We start from the raw sequence: 17183 nt of genomic DNA, 5'->3' as shown, positions 1-17183 counted from the left end.
TCTCCCGCCAGCGGGGGAAGGAACAGCAGTGCAGCATACTTTTTAGGACACTACCTAATTTTTATCATCACAAGGAAATCCCCATGAAACACTCTTTAATCGCATTGCTCACGTTTGCCGCGCTCACCGCGTGCAATCCATCGCAACAACAAAGCAACCAAGCCGCCAGCCAAGCCAACTCCGCTTCTGCCGCATCGCAAGCGCAAGGCGGGCAAGCCGAGAAAGACAAACACGCACCGCTCAAAGCGCACGATATTCAAGGCGAAAAAGTAACCGTGAAAACCGCGCGTGGCGATACCGTTGTGCCGAAAAATCCGCAAAATGTAGCGGTTTACGATTTGGGCGCATTGGATACGCTGACCGCATTGGGCGTGCCCGTGGGCGCAACCATTGATAAATCCATGCTGCCTTATCTGCAAGGCGCATTTGATAAAGCCCAACACGTTGGCACGCTGTTTGAGCCGAACTACGAAGCCTTGGGCGCGTTTAAACCGCAGCTCATCATCATCGGCAGCCGCACCAGCAAAGCCGCGCAGCAGCTCAACGAAATCGCCCCCACCATTGACATGACCGCCGACACCCAAAACCTGCGCACCAGCGCGGAAGAGCGCATTGATGCCTACGCCCAAATCTTTGGCAAACAAGCCGAAGCAGACAAGCTCAAAGCCGACATCAACCAAGCCTTTGACGCAGCCCGCACCGCCGCACAAGGCAAGGGCAAAGGGCTGGTGATTATTGTGAGCGGCGGCAAATTATCCGCGCAAAGCCCCACTTCGCGCCTAGGCGGCTGGCTACACCAAGACATCGGGCTGCCCCCCGTGGATGCCAACATGAAAGAAGGCGTGCACGGCATGCCGATTTCGTTTGAATACATCAAAGAGAAAAACCCCGATTGGCTGTTTGTGCTAGACCGCAGCGCAGCGATTGGCGAAGAAGGCAAAGCCGCCAAAGATGTGCTGGATAACCCGCTGGTTGCCGAAAGCACCGCATGGAAAAAAGGGCAAGTGGTGTATCTGGACAGCAACGCGTATCTAGCCGCAGGTGGCGCGAAACAACTGCAAACCGTTGCCAACCAAGCGGCAGAAGCGTTTAAAAAGGCGAAATAAGGTTTCAGGCTGAGACCTTTGCAAAACCCTAGCGGCAGCCTGAAATTCAAGAAATACCGTCATTTCCGCGTAGGCGGGAATCCTGCCTGATATTCAGAAATGTATGAAAAACAATCTATTGTGTGAGTTCAATCAAGATTCCCGCCTGCGCGGGAATGACGGATGTGGATATTTCTCTTAGTGTTTTAGGTTTTGTAAAGATTTCAGGCTGCCTGAACATGAAAAGGCAGCCTGAAAAATGATTATTGCGGATGTATTCAACCATTCGCATGGCGTTGCGCCGCCATACCCACGCTTCGGTGCGCGAACAGCCACCATCCGCAGCTTGAAATCCCTTTTCAGGCTGCCTTTTGATTGCAGCACACCGCACAACCCGCCATCTTCCGCACAACACAGGCAGCCTGAAAAAGCCCCACCATGAAACCTTTACTCCCCCTACTGCTTGCGCTGTTGATACCCTTTGCCACCGCCCAAGCCCCGAAAAAACATACCATGCCCCAAGACACCCTGCCCACCGCCATTTTGATTGACGACAGCCCCATCGCCGCAGACGGCGGCAGTATGCTGCTGCAAACCCAAACCGCATCAGGCGCAAAACGCAGCTACCTGCGCCTGCTCAGCCTAGACGTGCAAGGCACGCCCGACTACAACCGCCTAACCAACGATAGCGGACACATGCTTACTGCTGCCGAAAAAGCCGCCCTGTTCGCCCGCCTGCGCGAACTGCGCGCCAAGCTAGACGACAGCGGCAAACGTTACCTAGACGATTTTTTAGACGAAACGCCACGCCGATGCCACCGTTTATCCTGCTTTTCAGGCTGCCTTGTAGCGCGTGGCAGCCTATTTTTAGAACATCATCCAATTTGATTTCAGCTTGCTCTAAAACCTACCCCCCATCCTAACCTCCCCTCGCCAGCGGGAGAAGAAACAGATTGCAGAATTTTTAATCTATGCTGCTTGTGTTCAACAGCCACCAACCAGCATCCTTATTAGACCCCACTAAGAACCCCACCCCCATAGGCAGCCTGAAAACAGAAAATATGCTCAACCACAAAATAACCCCCCAATTGCTTTATTCCCTATCCCTGCTCTTCGTAGCCCTGTTGTTTATCGCCAGCCTATCCGTGGGCGTGGCGGATTTTCATTGGGCAAATTTACTTTCAGGCAGCCTGAACGACAGCAGCCAAGTGCTCATCATCAGCCGCTTGCCGCGCACCTTTGCCATTGTGTTGGTGGGGGCTTCTATGGCGGTGGCGGGCACGATTATGCAAATCTTGTTAAAAAACAGGTTTGTAGAGCCGTCTATGGTGGGCGCAAGCCAATCGGCGGCGTTGGGCTTGCTGCTGATGGCATTGTTTGCGCCTGCGGCAGCATTGTTGGTGAAAATGAGCGTGGCAGCGGCGGCGGCGTTGCTGGGGATGCTGCTGTTTATGGCGTTGTCGCGGCGGTTGCCACCATCGGCGCAGTTGCTGGTGCCGCTGGTGGGCATTATTTTTGGCGGCGTGATTGATGCGGTGGCAACGTTTATCGCGTATGAAACCGAGATGATGCAAATGCTCAGCGTGTGGCAAAGCGGCGATTTTTCGGGCGTGCTGCTGGGGCGATATGAATTGCTGTGGGCAACGGGCGCGCTGGCGGCGTTTGCCTACATCATCGCCGACCAGCTCACGATTATGGGCTTGGGCGACAGCGTGGCGGCAAATTTGGGGCTAAACCGCGATGCGGTGCTGTGGGTGGGGCTGCTGATTGTGTCGCTGATAACGGCGTTGGTGGTGGTTACGGTGGGCGGCATTCCGTTTATTGGCTTGGTGGTGCCGAATATCGCCAGCCGTTTGCTGGGCGATAAGCTGCGGGCGAGCTTGCCTGCGGTGGCGTTGCTGGGCGCGGCGTTGGTGCTGATGTGCGATTTGATTGGGCGGCTGATTGTGTTTCCGTTTGAAATCCCTGTGGCAACGGTGTTTGGCGTGGTGGGTACGGTGCTGTTTTTGCTGCTGCTGCGCGCGCCACAACGGGGTTAGGCAGCCTGAAACCTTTGCAAAACCTAAAACGCCACAAAAAATAGTAACGTCCATCATGCCCGCGTAGGCGGAAATCTTGGTTAAACTTAAACAACAGTTTGTTTTTACAATTATTTCTGAAAATTAAACAAGATTTCCGCCTACGCGGGAATGACGACATTTCTTATTTTTCAGGCTGCTGTTAGGGGTTTACAAAGGTCTCAGCCTGAAACGCTGTTATCCGCCCCGCCTGAATAAACAAAAAAATCTATCTGAATATCATGTCTCAATCCACCAAAACCCTTTTGATTTTATCCGCCACGCTTATCCTGTCTGCCGCGCTGTTTTTAACGTGGAACGCGCAAGGTGCGTGGGATTTTGTGTTGCCGCTGCGGGCGAAAAAGCTGGCGGCATTGCTGCTGGTTGCCTATGCGGTGGGCGTGTCCACGCTGCTGTTCCAAACCATCACCAACAATCCGATTTTAACGCCGTCTATTTTGGGCTTTGACGCGCTGTATGTGTTTTTGCAAACCGCGCTGGTGGCTGCGCTGGGCGGCTTGGGCTATGCGCAGCTTGCGCCGTTGGGCAAATTTTCGTTGGAATTGGCGGCGATGCTGGGCGGCTCGCTGCTGCTGTTTAGCCTGCTGCTCAAACAAGGCGGGCGCGATTTGGCGCGGATGATTTTAATCGGTGTGGTGTTTGGCGTGCTGTTTCGCAGCTTATCCAGCCTGCTGCAACGGATGATAGACCCCGAAGAATTTATGGCTGCCCAAGCCGCCACCTTTGCCAATTTCAACAGCGTGAACACAAAAATGCTGGCGTATTGCGGCGTGTTGATGCTGGTGAGCATGCCGTTTTTATGGCGCGAGCGGCATCGGCTGGACGTGCATTTGCTCGGGCGCGACCAAGTCATCAATTTGGGCATTCATTACCAACGCCATACGCTGTGGATATTGTTTTGGATTGCGCTGTTGGTGGCTTCGGCAACGGCAACCGTGGGCGTGGTGAGCTTTTTTGGGCTGCTGGTGTGCGCGCTCACCAACGCCTTTTCAGGCAGCCTGAAACACAGCGTGCGCCTGCCGATGGCGTTTTTAATCGCAGCGGTGATGCTGGTGTTGGGGCAAACCGTGTTTGAACACCTGCTGGGCATGAAAGCCGTGTTGAGCGTGGTGATTGAATTTGTGGGCGGCTTGGTGTTCTTGTGGTTGGTGTTGAAAAAGAAACAGGCAGCCTGAAATTAACCCTTTCTATTGAAACAGCTTAATATGATTACCATCCAAAACGTATCGCATCAAATCAACCAGCAAACCATTCTGAACAACGTGAGCCTAGACATTCCGCAAGGCGGCATCACCGCGCTCATCGGCGCAAACGGCGCGGGTAAATCCACGCTGCTGTCGTTTATGGCGCGGCTGCGACCGCTGGTTTCAGGCAGCATCGCCTACAACGGGCGCGACCTTGCCAGCACGCCCACCGCCGAAGTCGCCAAAATGCTGGCGATTCTCACGCAAGAAAACAGCATCCACAGCCGCATTGCCGTGCGCGATTTGCTGCTGTTTGGGCGTTATCCGTATCACCAAGGGCAGCCCACCGCCGAAGACCAAGCCATTGTGGACAACGCGCTGGTGGAGTTTCAACTGCAAGAGCTGTCGCACCGCTATTTAACCGAGCTATCGGGTGGGCAACGCCAGCGCGCGCTGATTGCGATGGTGTTTTGCCAATCCACCGAATATGTGCTGCTGGATGAGCCGCTGAACAATTTGGATATGTATTACGCGCGCAACCTGATGCAACTGCTGCGCCGCTTGGCGCACAGCCAACAGCGCACCATTATCGTGGTGCTGCACGACATCAACATGGCAGCGGCTTATGCCGACCATGTGGTTGCCATGAAACAAGGACAAGTGCTGTTTGCGGGCAGCCCCGATGAAGTGTTTACCGTGCCCAATATTCAGGCGGCGTTTAATATGACGGTGGATGTGTTGGATTACAAAGGGAAAAAATTGATTGTGCATCATTGTTGATGATGTGGATTAGAGATAGCGCGTTGGCGGATGGTTTGTTTAACGCGCCATGATGAATTTCAGGCTGCCTTGTGTGTTTTAGGCAGCCTGAAAATGTTTGGGATGGGTTAAAGCGGGTTTCAGGCTGCCTTATCCAGCTCGGCATCAATGAATGCTTGGATTGGGTGGATTAAATCTTGCCGCTCGGTGCGGGTTAAGCCGCGAATGGTGTTGAGTGTGTCGTTTAGCAACGCGGGTGCGCCGCCGTGGCGCGGGGCGATGGCGAGAAATTTGTTGCGATAGCGGATAAGATTGGGACGGTCGGCGAAGGTAATTTGCTGTGGTACGCCGTTGATGCTGGCGGTGTAGCCGAAGGTAATTTGCTTGTATTTATTGCTCATCCAAGCCACGTCTGCCCACGGCGCAATCAGTTTCCACGGCTGGGCATCGGCGCGGTTTGGCGTGTGCAAAATGGCGCGGTTGCGCTGATATTGGCGCAGCAGGTGGGCAAAATAGCCTAGGCTAAACGCGGCTACCGCCAACATCAGGATAATGCCGTGCTTGTAATCGCTTGCTGGGTCGTTGAACAGGAAGGATAACTGCGCCTGCGATGCTGGCGGCGGCAATCAGCAACAGGGTGGGCAAAACGATAATAAGCAGGCTGGGGTGTGTGCCTTCTATTTTGCTGATAGTGAGCCGTTTGGCGGGGAAGTGGATGGGGAGTTCTTCGGATTGCATGGTGGGTGTTGGGGGGATTAAGGGGGTGGGCAGCCTGAAAATAGTGAATACAGGTTCTAAAATGGAGCGGCGATGGTTTGTTGCCAAATGGTGTATTGAATAGGCTTGGCTGGTTGGCAAGATGTCGGCAAGCCGCTGTTGCATGGGTTGCGGGTTTGGAAAAGGTTTTCAGGCCGCCGTGTAAACCGCGTGCGCAGCGAAGCTGCACACCCTACGGCTGGTTTGGTTTTAGCTTCGCTATTCTGCTTTGTTTTAGCTTCGCAACTCCGCTTTGTTTTTCAGGCTGCCTTAATACGATTAGGCAGCCTGAAAGTGTGTTTGGGGTTTAGTCGTCATAGCCGTTGGGGTTTTGGCTTTGCCAACGCCATGCGTCTTGCATCATGGTGTGTAGGTCGCGTTGGGCTTGCCAGCCTAGCTCGGCTTGGGCTTTGGCGGGGTTGGCGTAGCAGGTGGCGATGTCGCCTGCGCGGCGGGGTTGGATGGTGTAGGGGATGGTGTGCCCTGATGCGGCTTCAAAGGCGTGGACGATGTCTAGCACGGAGTAGCCTTGTCCTGTGCCTAGGTTGTAGATGTGGGTGCCTGCGGTTTGGGATTTTTGTTCTATGGCTTTTAGGTGTCCGATGGCTAAATCGACGACGTGGATGTAGTCGCGCACGCCTGTGCCGTCTGAGGTGGGGTAGTCGTTGCCGAATACGGCGAGTTGTTTGAGTTTGCCTGCGGCGACTTGGCAGACGTAGGGCAGTAGGTTGTTGGGGATGCCGTTGGGTTGTTCGCCGATTTTGCCGCTGGGGTGTGCGCCGATGGGGTTGAAGTAGCGCAGTAGGATGACGCTCCAATCGGGTTCGGCGTGTTGGTGGTCTTGCATCATGCGTTCCATCATGTGTTTGGATGTGCCGTAGGGGTTGGTGGTTGCGCCTGTGGGGCTGGTTTCGTTGATGGGGACGGTGGCAGGGTCGCCGTAAACGGTGGCGGATGAGCTGAACACGATGCTGTGCACGCCTGCTGTTTGCATTTCTTCTAGCAGGATTAGGCTGCCTGTGATGTTGTTGTTGTAGTAGCGCAGGGGTTGGCGCACGCTTTCGCCCACGGCTTTGAGCGCGGCGCAGTGGAGTACGCTGTGGATTTTGTGTTCGGCGAAGATGCGTTGCAGGATGCTGCGGTCGCGGATGTCGCCTTGATAGAAGATGGGGGCGGTGCTTGTGATTTCCTGGATACGTTGCAGCACTTTGGGCGATGAGTTGTCAAAGTTGTCTAGGATGATGGCGGTGTGCCCTGCTTGGATGAGTTCTACTGCGGTGTGGCTGCCGATGTAGCCTGCGCCGCCTGTGATTAGGATGTTCATGGGGAGTCCTTGTGGTTGGGTTGGGAGGATGGGCAGCCTGAAACGTTTTGGGGTTTCAGGCTGCCTTAATGATTGCCAAGCGTGGAGTGATGCCAAGGCGCATTTGGCGATGAGCCGTCGCCGCTCCATTTGGGGCAGCCTGAAACTTTTGCAAAACCTAAGTAGGTCGGGCATTGATGCCCGACGTTTTGAGTTGTGGCGTATCAAGATAAATAGAGCGGTGTGTGTCGGGCATGGATGCCCAACCTACTGCTACGGTTGTTTTTCAGGCTGCCTAATGGTTTCAGGCTGCCTACTGCCTATCTTGCGCCAAAGCCTGTCAAAATGGTTTTGATGGTTTTGAAGATGATAAGAATATCCAGCGAGAGCGAAAAATGTTTGATGTAGTAAAAATCGTGTTCCAGCTTGATTTGGGTTTCATCTTCGTTGCCTGCGTAGCCTTGGGTTACTTGCGCCCAGCCTGATAACCCCGGTTTAACGATGTGGCGATAGTTGTAAAACGGGATGCTGTCGTTGAACTGTTCCACAAACACGCGCTGCTCGGGGCGCGGCCCGATTAGGCTCATGTCGCCGCGCAGGATGTTCCAAAATTGCGGCAGCTCGTCTAGCCGTGTTTTGCGGATAAATTTGCCCACGCGCGTTACGCGTGCGTCGCCGATTTGGGCAAGCTGCGCGCCGTGTGCTTCGGAATTTTTTGCCATGCTGCGAAATTTGTAGACGGTGAACTCGCGCCCGCCTTGTCCGATGCGTTTTTGCGTGAACAATGCGCCGCCACGGCTTTCTAGCACCACGGCAAGCGCGGTGATGCCCATCAGCGGCAGGGTGATGGGCAGGCTGATGGTGATTAGGACGATGTCCATGATGCGTTTGATGAGCATATAGGCGGGCGGGGGCAGCAGCGAGCCTAAGTCGTTTTCGTAGAGATGGCGGATTCTCACGCGCCCTGTGAGCGATTCTTCTATTTGGCGGATGTTGTAAACGGGGATGTTGTGCAGGGTGCAATCGGCAAGAAAGCGTTGCCATGTTGCGCCTAAATCGGGGCTGTGCAAATCGGCAACGATGGCTTGCACGGGGTTGTGTGGGCGTTGGGCTTGGTCTAGGCGCAGCCAGTTGGCATGGGGGATTTGGTCGGCATCGCGGGCGCGCCCGAGCGGGATATACGCCATCAGCGGGGTGCGGCGGCTGTGGCGGCGATAATCGGCAAGGAAAAACAACGCGGCAAGGATGCCGTTGGCGAGCACGAAGCTGTTGGAAAAGGTAACAAAAAACAGCGCGGCGATGCCAAACACGCTGCTGTATGCGATGCCTACGGTGGGCAGGATGTTGAGCCAGCTTTGGCGGCCGGGAAAATAGAGCAGCTTGTTGATGGATAGCGCGGATAGGGCGTAGCCCGCCAGGCTGATGGCGGCGCTGTTGATGATTTTGATGTCGGCAAGCGGCAGGGGTTTTTGCCAGCGATACAGCGCGGTGGTGGCGGCGATGAGTAGGATGCCTGTGAGCAGGCGCAGGGTGAGCGATGGGGTGGGTTTCATGGGTTGGCGGTGGTTTGTTTTCAGGCTACCTTGGGCTATTGGGCGGTTTGCAATAATTTGCTTACGAATTTTAACACACTCTTAATTATGGCAGCCTGAAAGTCAATCCATCCAGCAAAAAACCGTTTGGCAACACGCTAAACGGTTTTGCTTTTTCAGGCTGAAACTTTTGCAAAATCTGTAACCGATGGAGCGTCGGCGGCTCGCCGACATCTTGGTAAATCATTATGTAATGTTTAATAAGAACCTGTATTCACTATTTCCATAGGCAGATTTTATGAAATAAAAGCGCGGATACAAGGCAAAAAGCGCAGTAAGGTTGGACACCTTGCGAGCATTTTTAACGCAGTAGCCACGTTTTTAGGGCATAAAATCTGCCTATGGAAATAGTGAATACAGGTTCTAAGTGTTGGCGGCAAGCCGCCGCCGCTCCATTTTAGGTTTCAGGATGCCATTGGGGTTTTGCAAAGGTTTCAGGCTGCCTATTGATGCCATGCGTTAGGCAGCCTGAAAACAAATTCCACACCAATCCACCCGCGCGATTAGCCACGCAGCTTGGCATAAATCTTGCCCAACCAGCGGGCGGGCAACAGGCGCGGTAGGCTGCGCAGCAGAAAGGTGGCGAAAGCAGGTAAGGCAGCCTGAAAACGCAGGCGGCGTTTAAGCTGCATCAATTGCCATTCGCTTTGAACGTATGCCCAGCCGCGCCGCCGTTGCAGCATGGCGTTGCCCGCGCGGGCGTGCACCAGCGTTTGCGGCAGGTTGGCGGCGGGCGTGCCATGCGCCAGCATCCGCAGCCATAGGTTGTAGTCTTCCATACACAGATGATGCTGGTAGCCGCCCGCTTGCTGCACGGCGGTTTGGGTGTAGGCAACGGTCATGTGGTTGAATGGGTTGCGCTGCTTGGCGTAGGCGATGATTTCAGGCTGCGTTTGCGGGACTTGGCGGCGGGCATGGCTTTGGCTGGGGGTGTCGGCAAATTCGGCGATTTGCCCGCCCAGCAGGGCGATTTGTGGATGGGCGGCGATGTAGGCGCATTGGTCGGCAAAGCGGGTGGGGGCGGCGATGTCGTCCGTATCCATGCGGAATATCCATTCGCAGCGGGCGTGTTGCAAGCCGTGGTTGAGCGCGCGCCCCAGCCCCACGTTTTCGGGCAGCGGCACGATATTGAGCGGCAGCTGGTGGGCAAATTCAGCGAGCACGGCTTCCAGCGCGGGCGTGATTGCGCCGTCCAGCACGATTAGCACTTCGGCGGCGGGCTGGCTTTGCGCGACAAGGCTGGCAAGGCTTTGGCGCAGGTAGTCGGGGGATTCTTTGGCGTAGAGCGAGAGTAGGGCGGTGAAGTTCATGGTGGATTTGTGCGGGGTGTTTTCAGGCTGCATCAGGTTGTATTAAGCGGATTATGTCGCCAGAGCAGGCGTTTCGCCGCCTACCACGAGCAGGGGCAAGTCTCTGCACCCCGCTGAATATCAACCTTTTTAGGATGGGTTGGGCTGTTGGTGGTGTGTTGGGCATGATGGCGACGAGCCGTCGCCGCTCCATTGGTGGCAGCCTGAAAGTGGATTTTGCGTTTTAGTTTTGCAGAAACTCGCTTCGCTCGTTTCAGGCTGCCTTGGAAGCGCGTAGGGTGGGCAACTTGTTTGCCCACCTGAACGAGCAGGATGGCGGCATGATGGTGGGCAATAAATTGCCCACCCTACGGGGCAGTGGGTTGGGGGGATGGGCAGCCTGAAAATAAAGCGGGAGAGCGTCGGGCATCAATGCCCGACCTACGGGCGGTTTATATATCTTGCTCGTATTGCAACCAGCGGGTTTGGTTTTCGGGCGAGACTTTGCGGGCGAACCATGCGCCGTTTTTTTTGGCTGTCCAGAGTTCGTCCAGCGATAGGGTGTCGGGGTGGTTTGCGCCTTGGGCGAAGCGGATATGGCGATGGTTGGCGTTGATGTGGTTCAGGCTGCCTGCAAGCTGGTGGGCGATGTGTTGGAAAAAGTGTTCGTCGGGGACGAGTTTTTTTTCAAACAGGGTGGCGTTGTCGCCTAGGCTGTGGTCAAACAGGAGTTTGAGCGCGGTGCGGTTGGCGGAGAACCATTGGCTGCCTGCTAGGCAGATTTGGCGGCTGGGCAGGATGCGGTCGGCGATTTTTAGGCTGCGGGTGAGCAGCTTGCCGATTAGGCTGCGTTGCCATGCGGTGTCGGCGTGGGGGGCGTTGAAGCGGTTGCGGTAGCGCAGTTGGGGGCTGGGCTGGCTGTGTAGCCATAGGGTGTTTTCAGGCTGCGTTTGGCATTGGGCGGCGAGTGTTTGCGGGCTTTGCAGCATGGCGCAGTCGCCGCTGATTAGGTGGTAGTGGCGCGTGCTGGGATTGGCGAGCGCGGCTTGGATTAGGGCGAGTGTGGCTTCTATCATGGTGAAGCCGCCCCAGTTTACGCGGATGCGGTGGCTAATCAGGTGGACGTTGGGCAGGGTGGTTAGGCTGCCTGTTAGGCTGGGGGATTTGGCATCGTGGTGGATGTAGTAGTGCGCTTGGGGGTGGCGGGCGGCGTGGATGGCGATGTGGGGCAGAGGGCGGTGGGATAGGATGAGGTAGGTGGTCATGGCTGGGTTTTGGAGTGAGTGTGAGTGAGTGGGTGGTTTTCAGGCTGCTTATGTAAGGGTGGATGGGGCAGCCTGAAAATGGGTTTGTGGCTGGCTTGGGGTTTTGCGACGAGCCGTCGTCGTTCCATTTTTAGAACCTGTATTCACTATTTCCATAGGCAGATTTTATGAAATAAAAGCGCGGATACAAGGCAAAAAGCACAGCAAGGTGGACACCTTGCGAGCATTTTTAACGCAGTAGCCGCGTTTCTAGGGCATAAAAGATGCCTATGGAAATAGTGAATACAGGTTCTTAGCTTTCAGGCTGCCTTTGGACAGATTTTCGCCCACAATCGTTTGCCAACCACGCCGCCAAAATAGCCCAACTGCCAGCCCCAGTTTTTCTGCGGCGCGGGCAACTGGGCGCGAAATTTGGACACATTGGCTAAATACGCCGCATCGCGGGTGCGCAAAAATTGCTTCACCGAATAGGCGATAATCAGCCGCCATGTTTTCAATTGCAAAATATGCAATTCCGCCAAATGGTTGGAATACTGCGCTTCGGCGGCGATGGCTTTTTGCAAGCCGTAGAAAATATCGGCAAGATGGCGATGCGAGACGTTGGCGGTGATGCTGGCGGCGTTTTGGCGATAGCCGAGCAGGCTTTCAGGCAGCCTGAAAATGCGTTCGGCGGCAAAATAGAGATAGGGCACGGTCATAAAGTCTTCAAACAATTTGCCCACTTCGAATTGCTGATGGGCAAACAGTTTGCGGTGATACACGCGCGACCATGCGTACCAGCGGTTTTCGGCAAAGGCGCGTTGGATTTTTTGCGTTTCAGGCTGCCCTTGCGTGGCGATGTTGGCGATGTCGGCAAAATAGGCGTGGTACAGGGTTTGCGCTGCCCAGTTTTGCTCGCCGTAAAACACGGTGGCATCAAATTCTAAAATATCGGGCTGGTGCTGCGACAAGTTGTATAATATTTTGTCTATCGCGCGGTGGTGCAGGATGTCGTCGCTGTCTAAAAACAAATAATATTCGCCCTGCGCTTGGGCGATGCCTGCGTTGCGGGCGGCGGATAAGCCTGCGTTGGCTTGGTGGATAACGCGGGTGGCGATGGGGCTGCGCTGGGCAAATTGGGTGATGATGGCGGGGGTTTGGTCGGTTGCGCCGTCGTTGATGATGATGAGTTCTAGGCGCGGGTGGTTTTCAGGCTGCGTGTTGTCCAAAATGGATTGCAACGCGGCGTGAACGTAGTCTTGCACGTTGTGGCACGGGATGATAATGGACAATTGGGGCTTCATGATGCGCTGGGGCTGGGCTGATTGGGGCGGACAAGTTGCACGGCGAAGTCTAATAGGCTGTCAAAAATTTGCGTGCCTTGCGGCAGGTGTTCGCTTTCTTTGGCTAATGTTTTCATGCCTTTGCCTGTGCGCACAAGGATGGGCTTGCCGCCCACGTTGGCGATGGCTTGCAAGTCGCGCAGGCTGTCGCCGATTAGGTAGGTGTCGGCGGCTTGGGCTTGAAATCTGTCTAAAATGTCTAAAATCATGCCCGATTTGGGCTTGCGGCAGTCGCAATGGCTGTCGGCGGTGTGCGGGCAAAACCATACGCCGCTGATTTCGCCACCCGCTTGGCGCACCAGTTTGTGCATTTTGCTGTGCATTTCGTTGAGCGTTTGCACGTTGAAATAGCCGCGTGCGATGCCTGATTGGTTGGTGGCGACGGCGATGGTGTAGCCCGCTTGGGTTAAAAAGGCGATGGCATCTAGGCTGCCGTCTATCGGTTGCCATTCTTCGGGGGATTTGATGAATTGGTCGCTGTCGTAGTTAATCACGCCATCGCGGTCTAGGATGATGAGTTTCATGGGATTTCTCGGTGGTTGAATGGATTTTCAGGCTGCCCACATCATTTCTAACAGCCATGCGGCGGCAAGCAAAAGGGCAAGCAGGATGAGTAGGCTTTTGAGCTTGGCGCGCGGCGGTTCGGGCGTGGATATGGGCGCGGACGCGGGGGTGTGGGGGATGATGAATGTGCTGCCGCAATGGTTGCATTGGTGTTGGTCGCCGTGGATGTGGCGATAGCTGGGGCTGTGGCATTGCGGGCAATGGATGGGGCGGGGCATGGCGGCTATGCTTTCAGGCTGCCTAACCATGCTTCAAAGGCAGCCTGAAACACGGCATTGAGCTTGGCTTGGTTTTCGGGGGTGTCATGGGTATGGTAGAACGCGGCTTCGCTTTGGATGCCCAGTGCGGCGAAATAGTCGGACAAAAACGCGCCGTAGCCGTCTTCTTCATCGGCGTAGTAAAACTGGGTGAATCGGTTGCCCAAAGCGTTAAAGCAGCCATCGTCTAGCCCGCCGTTGAGCTGTTCCAGCACAAATTCCGCGCCCGAAATCAAGCCAATTTGCAAGTCGTGAAACTGCGGCAGGCGGGCGGCAGCGGGGCTGTGCAGATTTTGCGAAACCGCCCATGCGTAGTAAAAGCCGATGTGATGCGCGGCATTGCGCTCGGGCAAGTCGCTGGGGTAATCGGGCTCATCGGTGTGAAAGGAAATGTGGTCGTAGTGCATTTTCAGGCTGCCTTTGGGGTGCGAGTAATGAATTGTAAACAAAAATAGGGCAGCCTGAAACGCCACTTTCAGGCTGCCTTGTTATATAGTCGGTTCCACACAGTCTTAGACAAGGCGGCGAGCCGCAGATAGTACAAGTAGTACAGCAAAACTGGCTTTGTCCAAATCTACGATTTGGCAACAAACCATTTCGCCCGTGGTGAGCGAGCCAACGTAGTATAAGGCTGTGTGGAACGACTATAATTTGGCATCACATCACAGGAGACCACCATGCGTTTTCAGGCTGCCTTTTTGCCCACATTCATGCTCACCGCGCTGCTCGCCGCCACCGCCTGCGCCAGCAAAACCCACGACCACACAGCCAGCAACGGCTACCCCGCCAGCGTAACGCCAGCGTAACCCACGTCCACGACGGCGACACCATCCGCGCCACCGATGAAAACGGGCGCAACCAGCGCATTCGCCTTGCCAACATTGATGCGCCCGAAACCAGCCAAGCGCACGGCATCGCCAGCCGCGACGCGCTGCGCCAAATGCTCAACGGACAGCGCATCAACGTAGAAGTGGTAGAAACCGACCGCTACGGACGGCAAGTCGCCCGCATCACGCTCAACGGCAAAGACATCAACCTAGCCCAGCTCGCCAACGGCAACGCATGGCACTACCGCCAATACGCCCGCCGCAACCAATCCCCGCAAGAATACCAACGCTACGCCGCCGCCGAAGCCCAAGCCCAGCAACAACGCAAAGGACTATGGGCAAACAAAAACCCGCTTGCGCCGTGGCAATATCGGCAAGCGCAGCGCGGGCAGGGGGCGGGGGAGAAGGGAGAATAGTGAGCTTTAAATGGGTTTTCAGGCTGCCTTTGAATAGCAATAGGCAGCCTGAAATCTTTGCATAAACCCAGCCATATCATCCATTTTTAACACAAGCGCACGGCTTGCAAGCAAGCCGTAGAAACGCGGGGTACGGTTTCAGGCTGCCTATATCGCGCCCGCGTTTAGGCAGTCTGAAATCTTTGCACAAACCTAAGTAGGTCGGGCATAAATGCCTGACCTATCAATAAACAATAGTTTGTTTTTACAATCAATTCTGAATGTCAAATAAGATTCCCGTCTATACTTGTTCGGGCATAAACGCGGGATGGCGGCTGATTGACCATTATCTTGTTTCATTTTAGGCATAACAAACATTTCAGGCTGCCTAATCGAAACCCCCATTAGGCAGCCTGAAAACACAACCAGCGCGTTGCAGCTTATTCACTCAACAGCGAAATATCCGCCACCGCATTCATCAGTTGCGACAATTCATTCAACAAATTCAAACGGTTCTGCTTCACCGCAGCATCATCCGCCATCACCATCACATTATCAAAAAACGCATCCACTTGCGGCTTTACCGCCGCCAGCGCGGTTAAGGCAGCCTGAAAATCATGTTGCGCCAATGCCGCTTGCACAGCAGGGCGCAAGGCTTGCGTAGCGGCGAACAACGCGCGTTCCGCGTATTCCTGCAACAGATTTTCCTGCACCGCGCCCAGCTCGGCATCGGCTTTTTTCAGCAGATTTTGCACGCGCTTGTTGGCAGCAGCCAGCGCAGCCGCTTCGGGAAGTTTTTTAAACGATTCAACGGCTTGCAATTTATCCGCCAAGTCGTCCAAACGGTCGGGACGCTGCGCCAAAACAGCGGCAACGGTGTCGTGCGCATAATCGTTTTGCAACAGCACCGCCAAACGCGCCTGCATAAAGTCCGCCACTTCGGCAACGGTGTTCTCTGCCAGCAAGCCTTGTGGGAACTGCGCCGCAACCGTATGCAGCAAATCTTGAATAGACAAAGGGCTATTCATCAGCATCCGCAGCACGCCCAACGCCGCACGGCGCAGCGCGTAGGGGTCTTTGTCGCCCGTGGGAATCAGCCCAATGCCCCAAATGCCCACCAGCGTTTCCAGTTTATCCGCCAGCGCAACAGCGGTCGCAATCGGGCTTTCGGGCAATTTGTCGCCCGCAAAACGCGGCAGATAGTGCTGCTCAATCGCCGCAGCGATTTCAGGCTGCTCGCCATCCAACAGCGCGTAATATTTGCCCATTGTGCCTTGCAATTCGGGGAACTCGCCCACCATCTCGGTAACCAAATCCGCCTTGGCAAGCCGCGCGGCGCGTTCGGTGGTGGCACGGTCTGCGCCCAACTGCTCGGCGATGTGCGCCGCGATGGTTTGCAAGCGGTCAATGCGCTGGGCTTGGCTGCCAATTTTATTATGGTAAACAACGTGTTCCAGCTTGGGCAGGCGGCTTTCCAACGTGGCTTTTTGGTCTTGCTTGTAGAAAAATTCCGCATCGCTTAACCGCGCCCGCAACACGCGCTCGTTGCCGTGGATAATGTGGCTTGGGTCGGCGGTTTGCAAATTGGAAACCAGCAAAAAGCGGTTCATCAACTTGCCGTTTTGGTCTAACAGCGGGAAGTATTTTTGATTTTGCTGCATGGTCAAAATCAAGCATTCTTGTGGCACAGCAAGAAAATGTGCTTCAAATTCTGCCTGCAAAACAACAGGATATTCCACCAGCGCGGTTACTTCATCCAGCAGCGCATCATCGGCGGCAACGCGAGCATTCAGGCTGCCTGAAACCTTGTCCAGCTCGGCTTTAATCGCAGCGCGGCGTTCGGCAAACGAAGCAATCACTTTGCCCTGCTCGGCGATTTGTTGCGCATAATCATCCGCTTGCGCCAACACAATTTCACCCTGCGACAGGAAACGATGCCCCAAAGTTTGGCGGCGGCTATCCAAGCCCAACACGTTCACAGGCACCACATCCGCGCCATGCAGCACCACCAAGCCATGCACAGGGCGCACAAACGTGTGCGTGCTGCTGCCCCAGCGCATCACTTTAGGAATCGGCAGCTTTTTAATCGCCGTGTTCACAATCTCGCCCAGCAGCGCGGCAAGCGTTTGCCCCGCTTGGGTAAACTCGTGCGCATACACATCTTGCTTGCCATCGTTGATGATTTTCAGGCTGCCGATTGCCACGCCACAAGAGCGAGCAAAGCCTTCCAATGCCTTGGTGGGCGCGCCATCTTTCATGCCCGCCGCCACAGAAACGCCTTTGCGCACAATATGTTGCTCCGCTTGCACAGGCTTCACATTCGCCACCGCCACCGCCAAACGGCGTGGTGAAGCGTAGGCGGTGAATTGCGTTGTGCCATCAATCAGTTGCGCTTTCTCCAAGCCATCGGCAATGGATTGAGCAAAATGGTTGCCCAAGCTGTTCAAGGCTTTGGGCGGGAGTTCTTCGGTTAAAAGTTCAATTAGAAGGGTTTGGGTCATTTTTTG

The 17183-nt window shown here is 55.0% G+C and carries 23 protein-coding genes; 8 read left to right on the top strand and 15 right to left on the bottom strand.

Translation table 11 applies throughout. The features are described from left to right. Nucleotides 1-83 precede the first annotated feature (83 nt). The 6 genes from Q4A85_RS01860 (at nt 84) to Q4A85_RS01835 (ending at nt 5127) form a co-directional block, all read left to right on the top strand. The gene (locus Q4A85_RS01860) at nt 84-1106 is read left to right on the top strand and encodes a siderophore ABC transporter substrate-binding protein (protein WP_303107392.1); all 1023 of its coding nucleotides are present in this window, start codon (nt 84-86) and stop codon (nt 1104-1106) included. 238 nt (nt 1107-1344) lie between these two features. Continuing rightward, entirely contained in the window at nt 1345-1527 is a 183-nt protein-coding gene (locus Q4A85_RS01855; protein ID WP_303107390.1) for a hypothetical protein, read from the top strand. Then, the gene (locus Q4A85_RS01850; RefSeq protein ID WP_303107389.1) at nt 1524-1973 is read left to right on the top strand and encodes a hypothetical protein; all 450 of its coding nucleotides are present in this window, start codon (nt 1524-1526) and stop codon (nt 1971-1973) included. The genes Q4A85_RS01855 and Q4A85_RS01850 overlap by 4 nt, the downstream gene beginning before the upstream one ends. Nucleotides 1974-2146: 173 nt before the next feature. After that, a complete protein-coding gene (locus tag Q4A85_RS01845) occupies nt 2147-3124 on the top strand; it encodes an ABC transporter permease (RefSeq protein ID WP_303107388.1) in 978 nt (325 codons plus the stop codon). A 260-nt stretch (nt 3125-3384) separates the two neighbouring features. After that, entirely contained in the window at nt 3385-4338 is a 954-nt protein-coding gene (locus Q4A85_RS01840) for an iron chelate uptake ABC transporter family permease subunit (protein ID WP_303107387.1), read from the top strand. A 30-nt stretch (nt 4339-4368) separates the two neighbouring features. Next, a complete protein-coding gene (locus tag Q4A85_RS01835; RefSeq protein WP_303107386.1) occupies nt 4369-5127 on the top strand; it encodes an ABC transporter ATP-binding protein in 759 nt (252 codons plus the stop codon). A 119-nt stretch (nt 5128-5246) separates the two neighbouring features. Here the strand turns inward: Q4A85_RS01835 and Q4A85_RS01830 are convergent, their stop codons facing one another. The 14 genes from Q4A85_RS01830 to Q4A85_RS01765 all read right to left on the bottom strand — a co-directional run bounded on the left by Q4A85_RS01830 (nt 5247) and on the right by Q4A85_RS01765 (nt 13861). Next, the gene (locus Q4A85_RS01830; protein WP_303107385.1) at nt 5247-5651 is read right to left on the bottom strand and encodes a hypothetical protein; all 405 of its coding nucleotides are present in this window, start codon (nt 5649-5651) and stop codon (nt 5247-5249) included. After that, nucleotides 5629-5988, bottom strand: a complete 360-nt coding sequence (locus tag Q4A85_RS01825) for a hypothetical protein (RefSeq protein WP_303107384.1) — start codon at nt 5986-5988, stop codon at nt 5629-5631. Before Q4A85_RS01825 ends, Q4A85_RS01830 begins: the two co-directional genes overlap by 23 nt. A gap of 181 nt (nt 5989-6169) precedes the next feature. Continuing rightward, entirely contained in the window at nt 6170-7186 is a 1017-nt protein-coding gene (gene galE, locus Q4A85_RS01820; RefSeq protein ID WP_303107401.1) for a UDP-glucose 4-epimerase GalE, read from the bottom strand. Nucleotides 7187-7485: 299 nt separating this feature from the next. After that, nucleotides 7486-8718: a sugar transferase gene (locus tag Q4A85_RS01815; RefSeq protein WP_303107383.1), complete on the bottom strand. Its 1233-nt coding sequence runs from the start codon at nt 8716-8718 to the stop codon at nt 7486-7488. Between the two features lie 85 nt (nt 8719-8803). Further along, entirely contained in the window at nt 8804-8944 is a 141-nt protein-coding gene (locus Q4A85_RS01810; protein WP_303107382.1) for a hypothetical protein, read from the bottom strand. 210 nt (nt 8945-9154) lie between these two features. Continuing rightward, entirely contained in the window at nt 9155-9280 is a 126-nt protein-coding gene (locus tag Q4A85_RS01805) for a hypothetical protein (RefSeq protein ID WP_303107381.1), read from the bottom strand. Then, nucleotides 9261-10100 (bottom strand): glycosyltransferase, encoded by an 840-nt coding sequence (locus Q4A85_RS01800; RefSeq protein WP_303107379.1) that lies wholly within the window; start codon nt 10098-10100, stop codon nt 9261-9263. Before Q4A85_RS01800 ends, Q4A85_RS01805 begins: the two co-directional genes overlap by 20 nt. Before the next feature lie 220 nt (nt 10101-10320). Next, nucleotides 10321-10476 carry a hypothetical protein gene (locus Q4A85_RS01795; protein WP_303107378.1) on the bottom strand — a complete coding sequence of 52 codons (156 nt, stop codon included), beginning with the start codon at nt 10474-10476 and terminating at the stop codon, nt 10321-10323. Nucleotides 10477-10498: 22 nt separating this feature from the next. Continuing rightward, entirely contained in the window at nt 10499-11311 is an 813-nt protein-coding gene (locus Q4A85_RS01790) for a beta-1,6-N-acetylglucosaminyltransferase (protein WP_303107376.1), read from the bottom strand. Then, the gene (locus Q4A85_RS01785) at nt 11308-11439 is read right to left on the bottom strand and encodes a hypothetical protein (RefSeq protein ID WP_303107375.1); all 132 of its coding nucleotides are present in this window, start codon (nt 11437-11439) and stop codon (nt 11308-11310) included. Before Q4A85_RS01785 ends, Q4A85_RS01790 begins: the two co-directional genes overlap by 4 nt. 171 nt (nt 11440-11610) lie before the next feature. After that, a complete protein-coding gene (locus Q4A85_RS01780; protein ID WP_303107374.1) occupies nt 11611-12594 on the bottom strand; it encodes a glycosyltransferase family 2 protein in 984 nt (327 codons plus the stop codon). Further along, on the bottom strand, nt 12591-13157 hold the full coding sequence (gene gmhB / locus Q4A85_RS01775; RefSeq protein WP_303107372.1) for a D-glycero-beta-D-manno-heptose 1,7-bisphosphate 7-phosphatase: 567 nt from the start codon (nt 13155-13157) through the stop codon (nt 12591-12593). Before gmhB ends, Q4A85_RS01780 begins: the two co-directional genes overlap by 4 nt. A 27-nt stretch (nt 13158-13184) precedes the next feature. Continuing rightward, the gene (locus Q4A85_RS01770) at nt 13185-13415 is read right to left on the bottom strand and encodes a hypothetical protein (protein WP_303107370.1); all 231 of its coding nucleotides are present in this window, start codon (nt 13413-13415) and stop codon (nt 13185-13187) included. Between the two features lie 5 nt (nt 13416-13420). Next, the gene (locus Q4A85_RS01765; protein ID WP_303107399.1) at nt 13421-13861 is read right to left on the bottom strand and encodes a hypothetical protein; all 441 of its coding nucleotides are present in this window, start codon (nt 13859-13861) and stop codon (nt 13421-13423) included. Nucleotides 13862-14131: 270 nt separating this feature from the next. On the opposite strand from Q4A85_RS01765, the gene Q4A85_RS01760 reads away from it, so the two are divergent. Then, nucleotides 14132-14260, top strand: coding sequence for a hypothetical protein (locus Q4A85_RS01760; RefSeq protein ID WP_303107369.1), 129 nt, complete (start codon nt 14132-14134; stop codon nt 14258-14260). Nucleotides 14261-14283: 23 nt separating this feature from the next. Next, complete coding sequence (locus Q4A85_RS01755; protein ID WP_368500163.1) at nt 14284-14697, top strand: thermonuclease family protein; 414 nt, start codon at nt 14284-14286, stop codon at nt 14695-14697. A 419-nt stretch (nt 14698-15116) separates the two neighbouring features. On the opposite strand, the gene glyS is transcribed toward Q4A85_RS01755, so the two are convergent. Next, entirely contained in the window at nt 15117-17177 is a 2061-nt protein-coding gene (gene glyS, locus Q4A85_RS01750) for a glycine--tRNA ligase subunit beta (RefSeq protein ID WP_303107368.1), read from the bottom strand. Nucleotides 17178-17183 lie beyond the last annotated feature (6 nt).

This window comes from Kingella sp. (in: b-proteobacteria), from assembly GCF_030527935.1.
Taxonomy (GTDB): domain Bacteria; phylum Pseudomonadota; class Gammaproteobacteria; order Burkholderiales; family Neisseriaceae; genus Kingella_B.
Note: the sequence above shows the minus strand (reverse complement) of the source record. Positions and strands in the feature narration are given on the sequence as shown.

Coding starts and splice junctions, on each gene's coding strand:
- Q4A85_RS01860 (WP_303107392.1), top strand. CDS start 84: ATGAAACACTCTTTAATCGCATTGCTCACGTTTGCCGCGCTCACCGCG.
- Q4A85_RS01855 (WP_303107390.1), top strand. CDS start 1,345: ATGATTATTGCGGATGTATTCAACCATTCGCATGGCGTTGCGCCGCCA.
- Q4A85_RS01850 (WP_303107389.1), top strand. CDS start 1,524: ATGAAACCTTTACTCCCCCTACTGCTTGCGCTGTTGATACCCTTTGCC.
- Q4A85_RS01845 (WP_303107388.1), top strand. CDS start 2,147: ATGCTCAACCACAAAATAACCCCCCAATTGCTTTATTCCCTATCCCTG.
- Q4A85_RS01840 (WP_303107387.1), top strand. CDS start 3,385: ATGTCTCAATCCACCAAAACCCTTTTGATTTTATCCGCCACGCTTATC.
- Q4A85_RS01835 (WP_303107386.1), top strand. CDS start 4,369: ATGATTACCATCCAAAACGTATCGCATCAAATCAACCAGCAAACCATT.
- Q4A85_RS01830 (WP_303107385.1), bottom strand. CDS start 5,651: ATGTTGGCGGTAGCCGCGTTTAGCCTAGGCTATTTTGCCCACCTGCTG.
- Q4A85_RS01825 (WP_303107384.1), bottom strand. CDS start 5,988: ATGCAACAGCGGCTTGCCGACATCTTGCCAACCAGCCAAGCCTATTCA.
- galE (WP_303107401.1), bottom strand. CDS start 7,186: ATGAACATCCTAATCACAGGCGGCGCAGGCTACATCGGCAGCCACACC.
- Q4A85_RS01815 (WP_303107383.1), bottom strand. CDS start 8,718: ATGAAACCCACCCCATCGCTCACCCTGCGCCTGCTCACAGGCATCCTA.
- Q4A85_RS01810 (WP_303107382.1), bottom strand. CDS start 8,944: ATGATTTACCAAGATGTCGGCGAGCCGCCGACGCTCCATCGGTTACAG.
- Q4A85_RS01805 (WP_303107381.1), bottom strand. CDS start 9,280: ATGCCAAGCTGCGTGGCTAATCGCGCGGGTGGATTGGTGTGGAATTTG.
- Q4A85_RS01800 (WP_303107379.1), bottom strand. CDS start 10,100: ATGCAGCCTGAAAACACCCCGCACAAATCCACCATGAACTTCACCGCC.
- Q4A85_RS01795 (WP_303107378.1), bottom strand. CDS start 10,476: ATGCCCGACGCTCTCCCGCTTTATTTTCAGGCTGCCCATCCCCCCAAC.
- Q4A85_RS01790 (WP_303107376.1), bottom strand. CDS start 11,311: ATGACCACCTACCTCATCCTATCCCACCGCCCTCTGCCCCACATCGCC.
- Q4A85_RS01785 (WP_303107375.1), bottom strand. CDS start 11,439: ATGGAACGACGACGGCTCGTCGCAAAACCCCAAGCCAGCCACAAACCC.
- Q4A85_RS01780 (WP_303107374.1), bottom strand. CDS start 12,594: ATGAAGCCCCAATTGTCCATTATCATCCCGTGCCACAACGTGCAAGAC.
- gmhB (WP_303107372.1), bottom strand. CDS start 13,157: ATGAAACTCATCATCCTAGACCGCGATGGCGTGATTAACTACGACAGC.
- Q4A85_RS01770 (WP_303107370.1), bottom strand. CDS start 13,415: ATGCCCCGCCCCATCCATTGCCCGCAATGCCACAGCCCCAGCTATCGC.
- Q4A85_RS01765 (WP_303107399.1), bottom strand. CDS start 13,861: ATGCACTACGACCACATTTCCTTTCACACCGATGAGCCCGATTACCCC.
- Q4A85_RS01760 (WP_303107369.1), top strand. CDS start 14,132: ATGCGTTTTCAGGCTGCCTTTTTGCCCACATTCATGCTCACCGCGCTG.
- glyS (WP_303107368.1), bottom strand. CDS start 17,177: ATGACCCAAACCCTTCTAATTGAACTTTTAACCGAAGAACTCCCGCCC.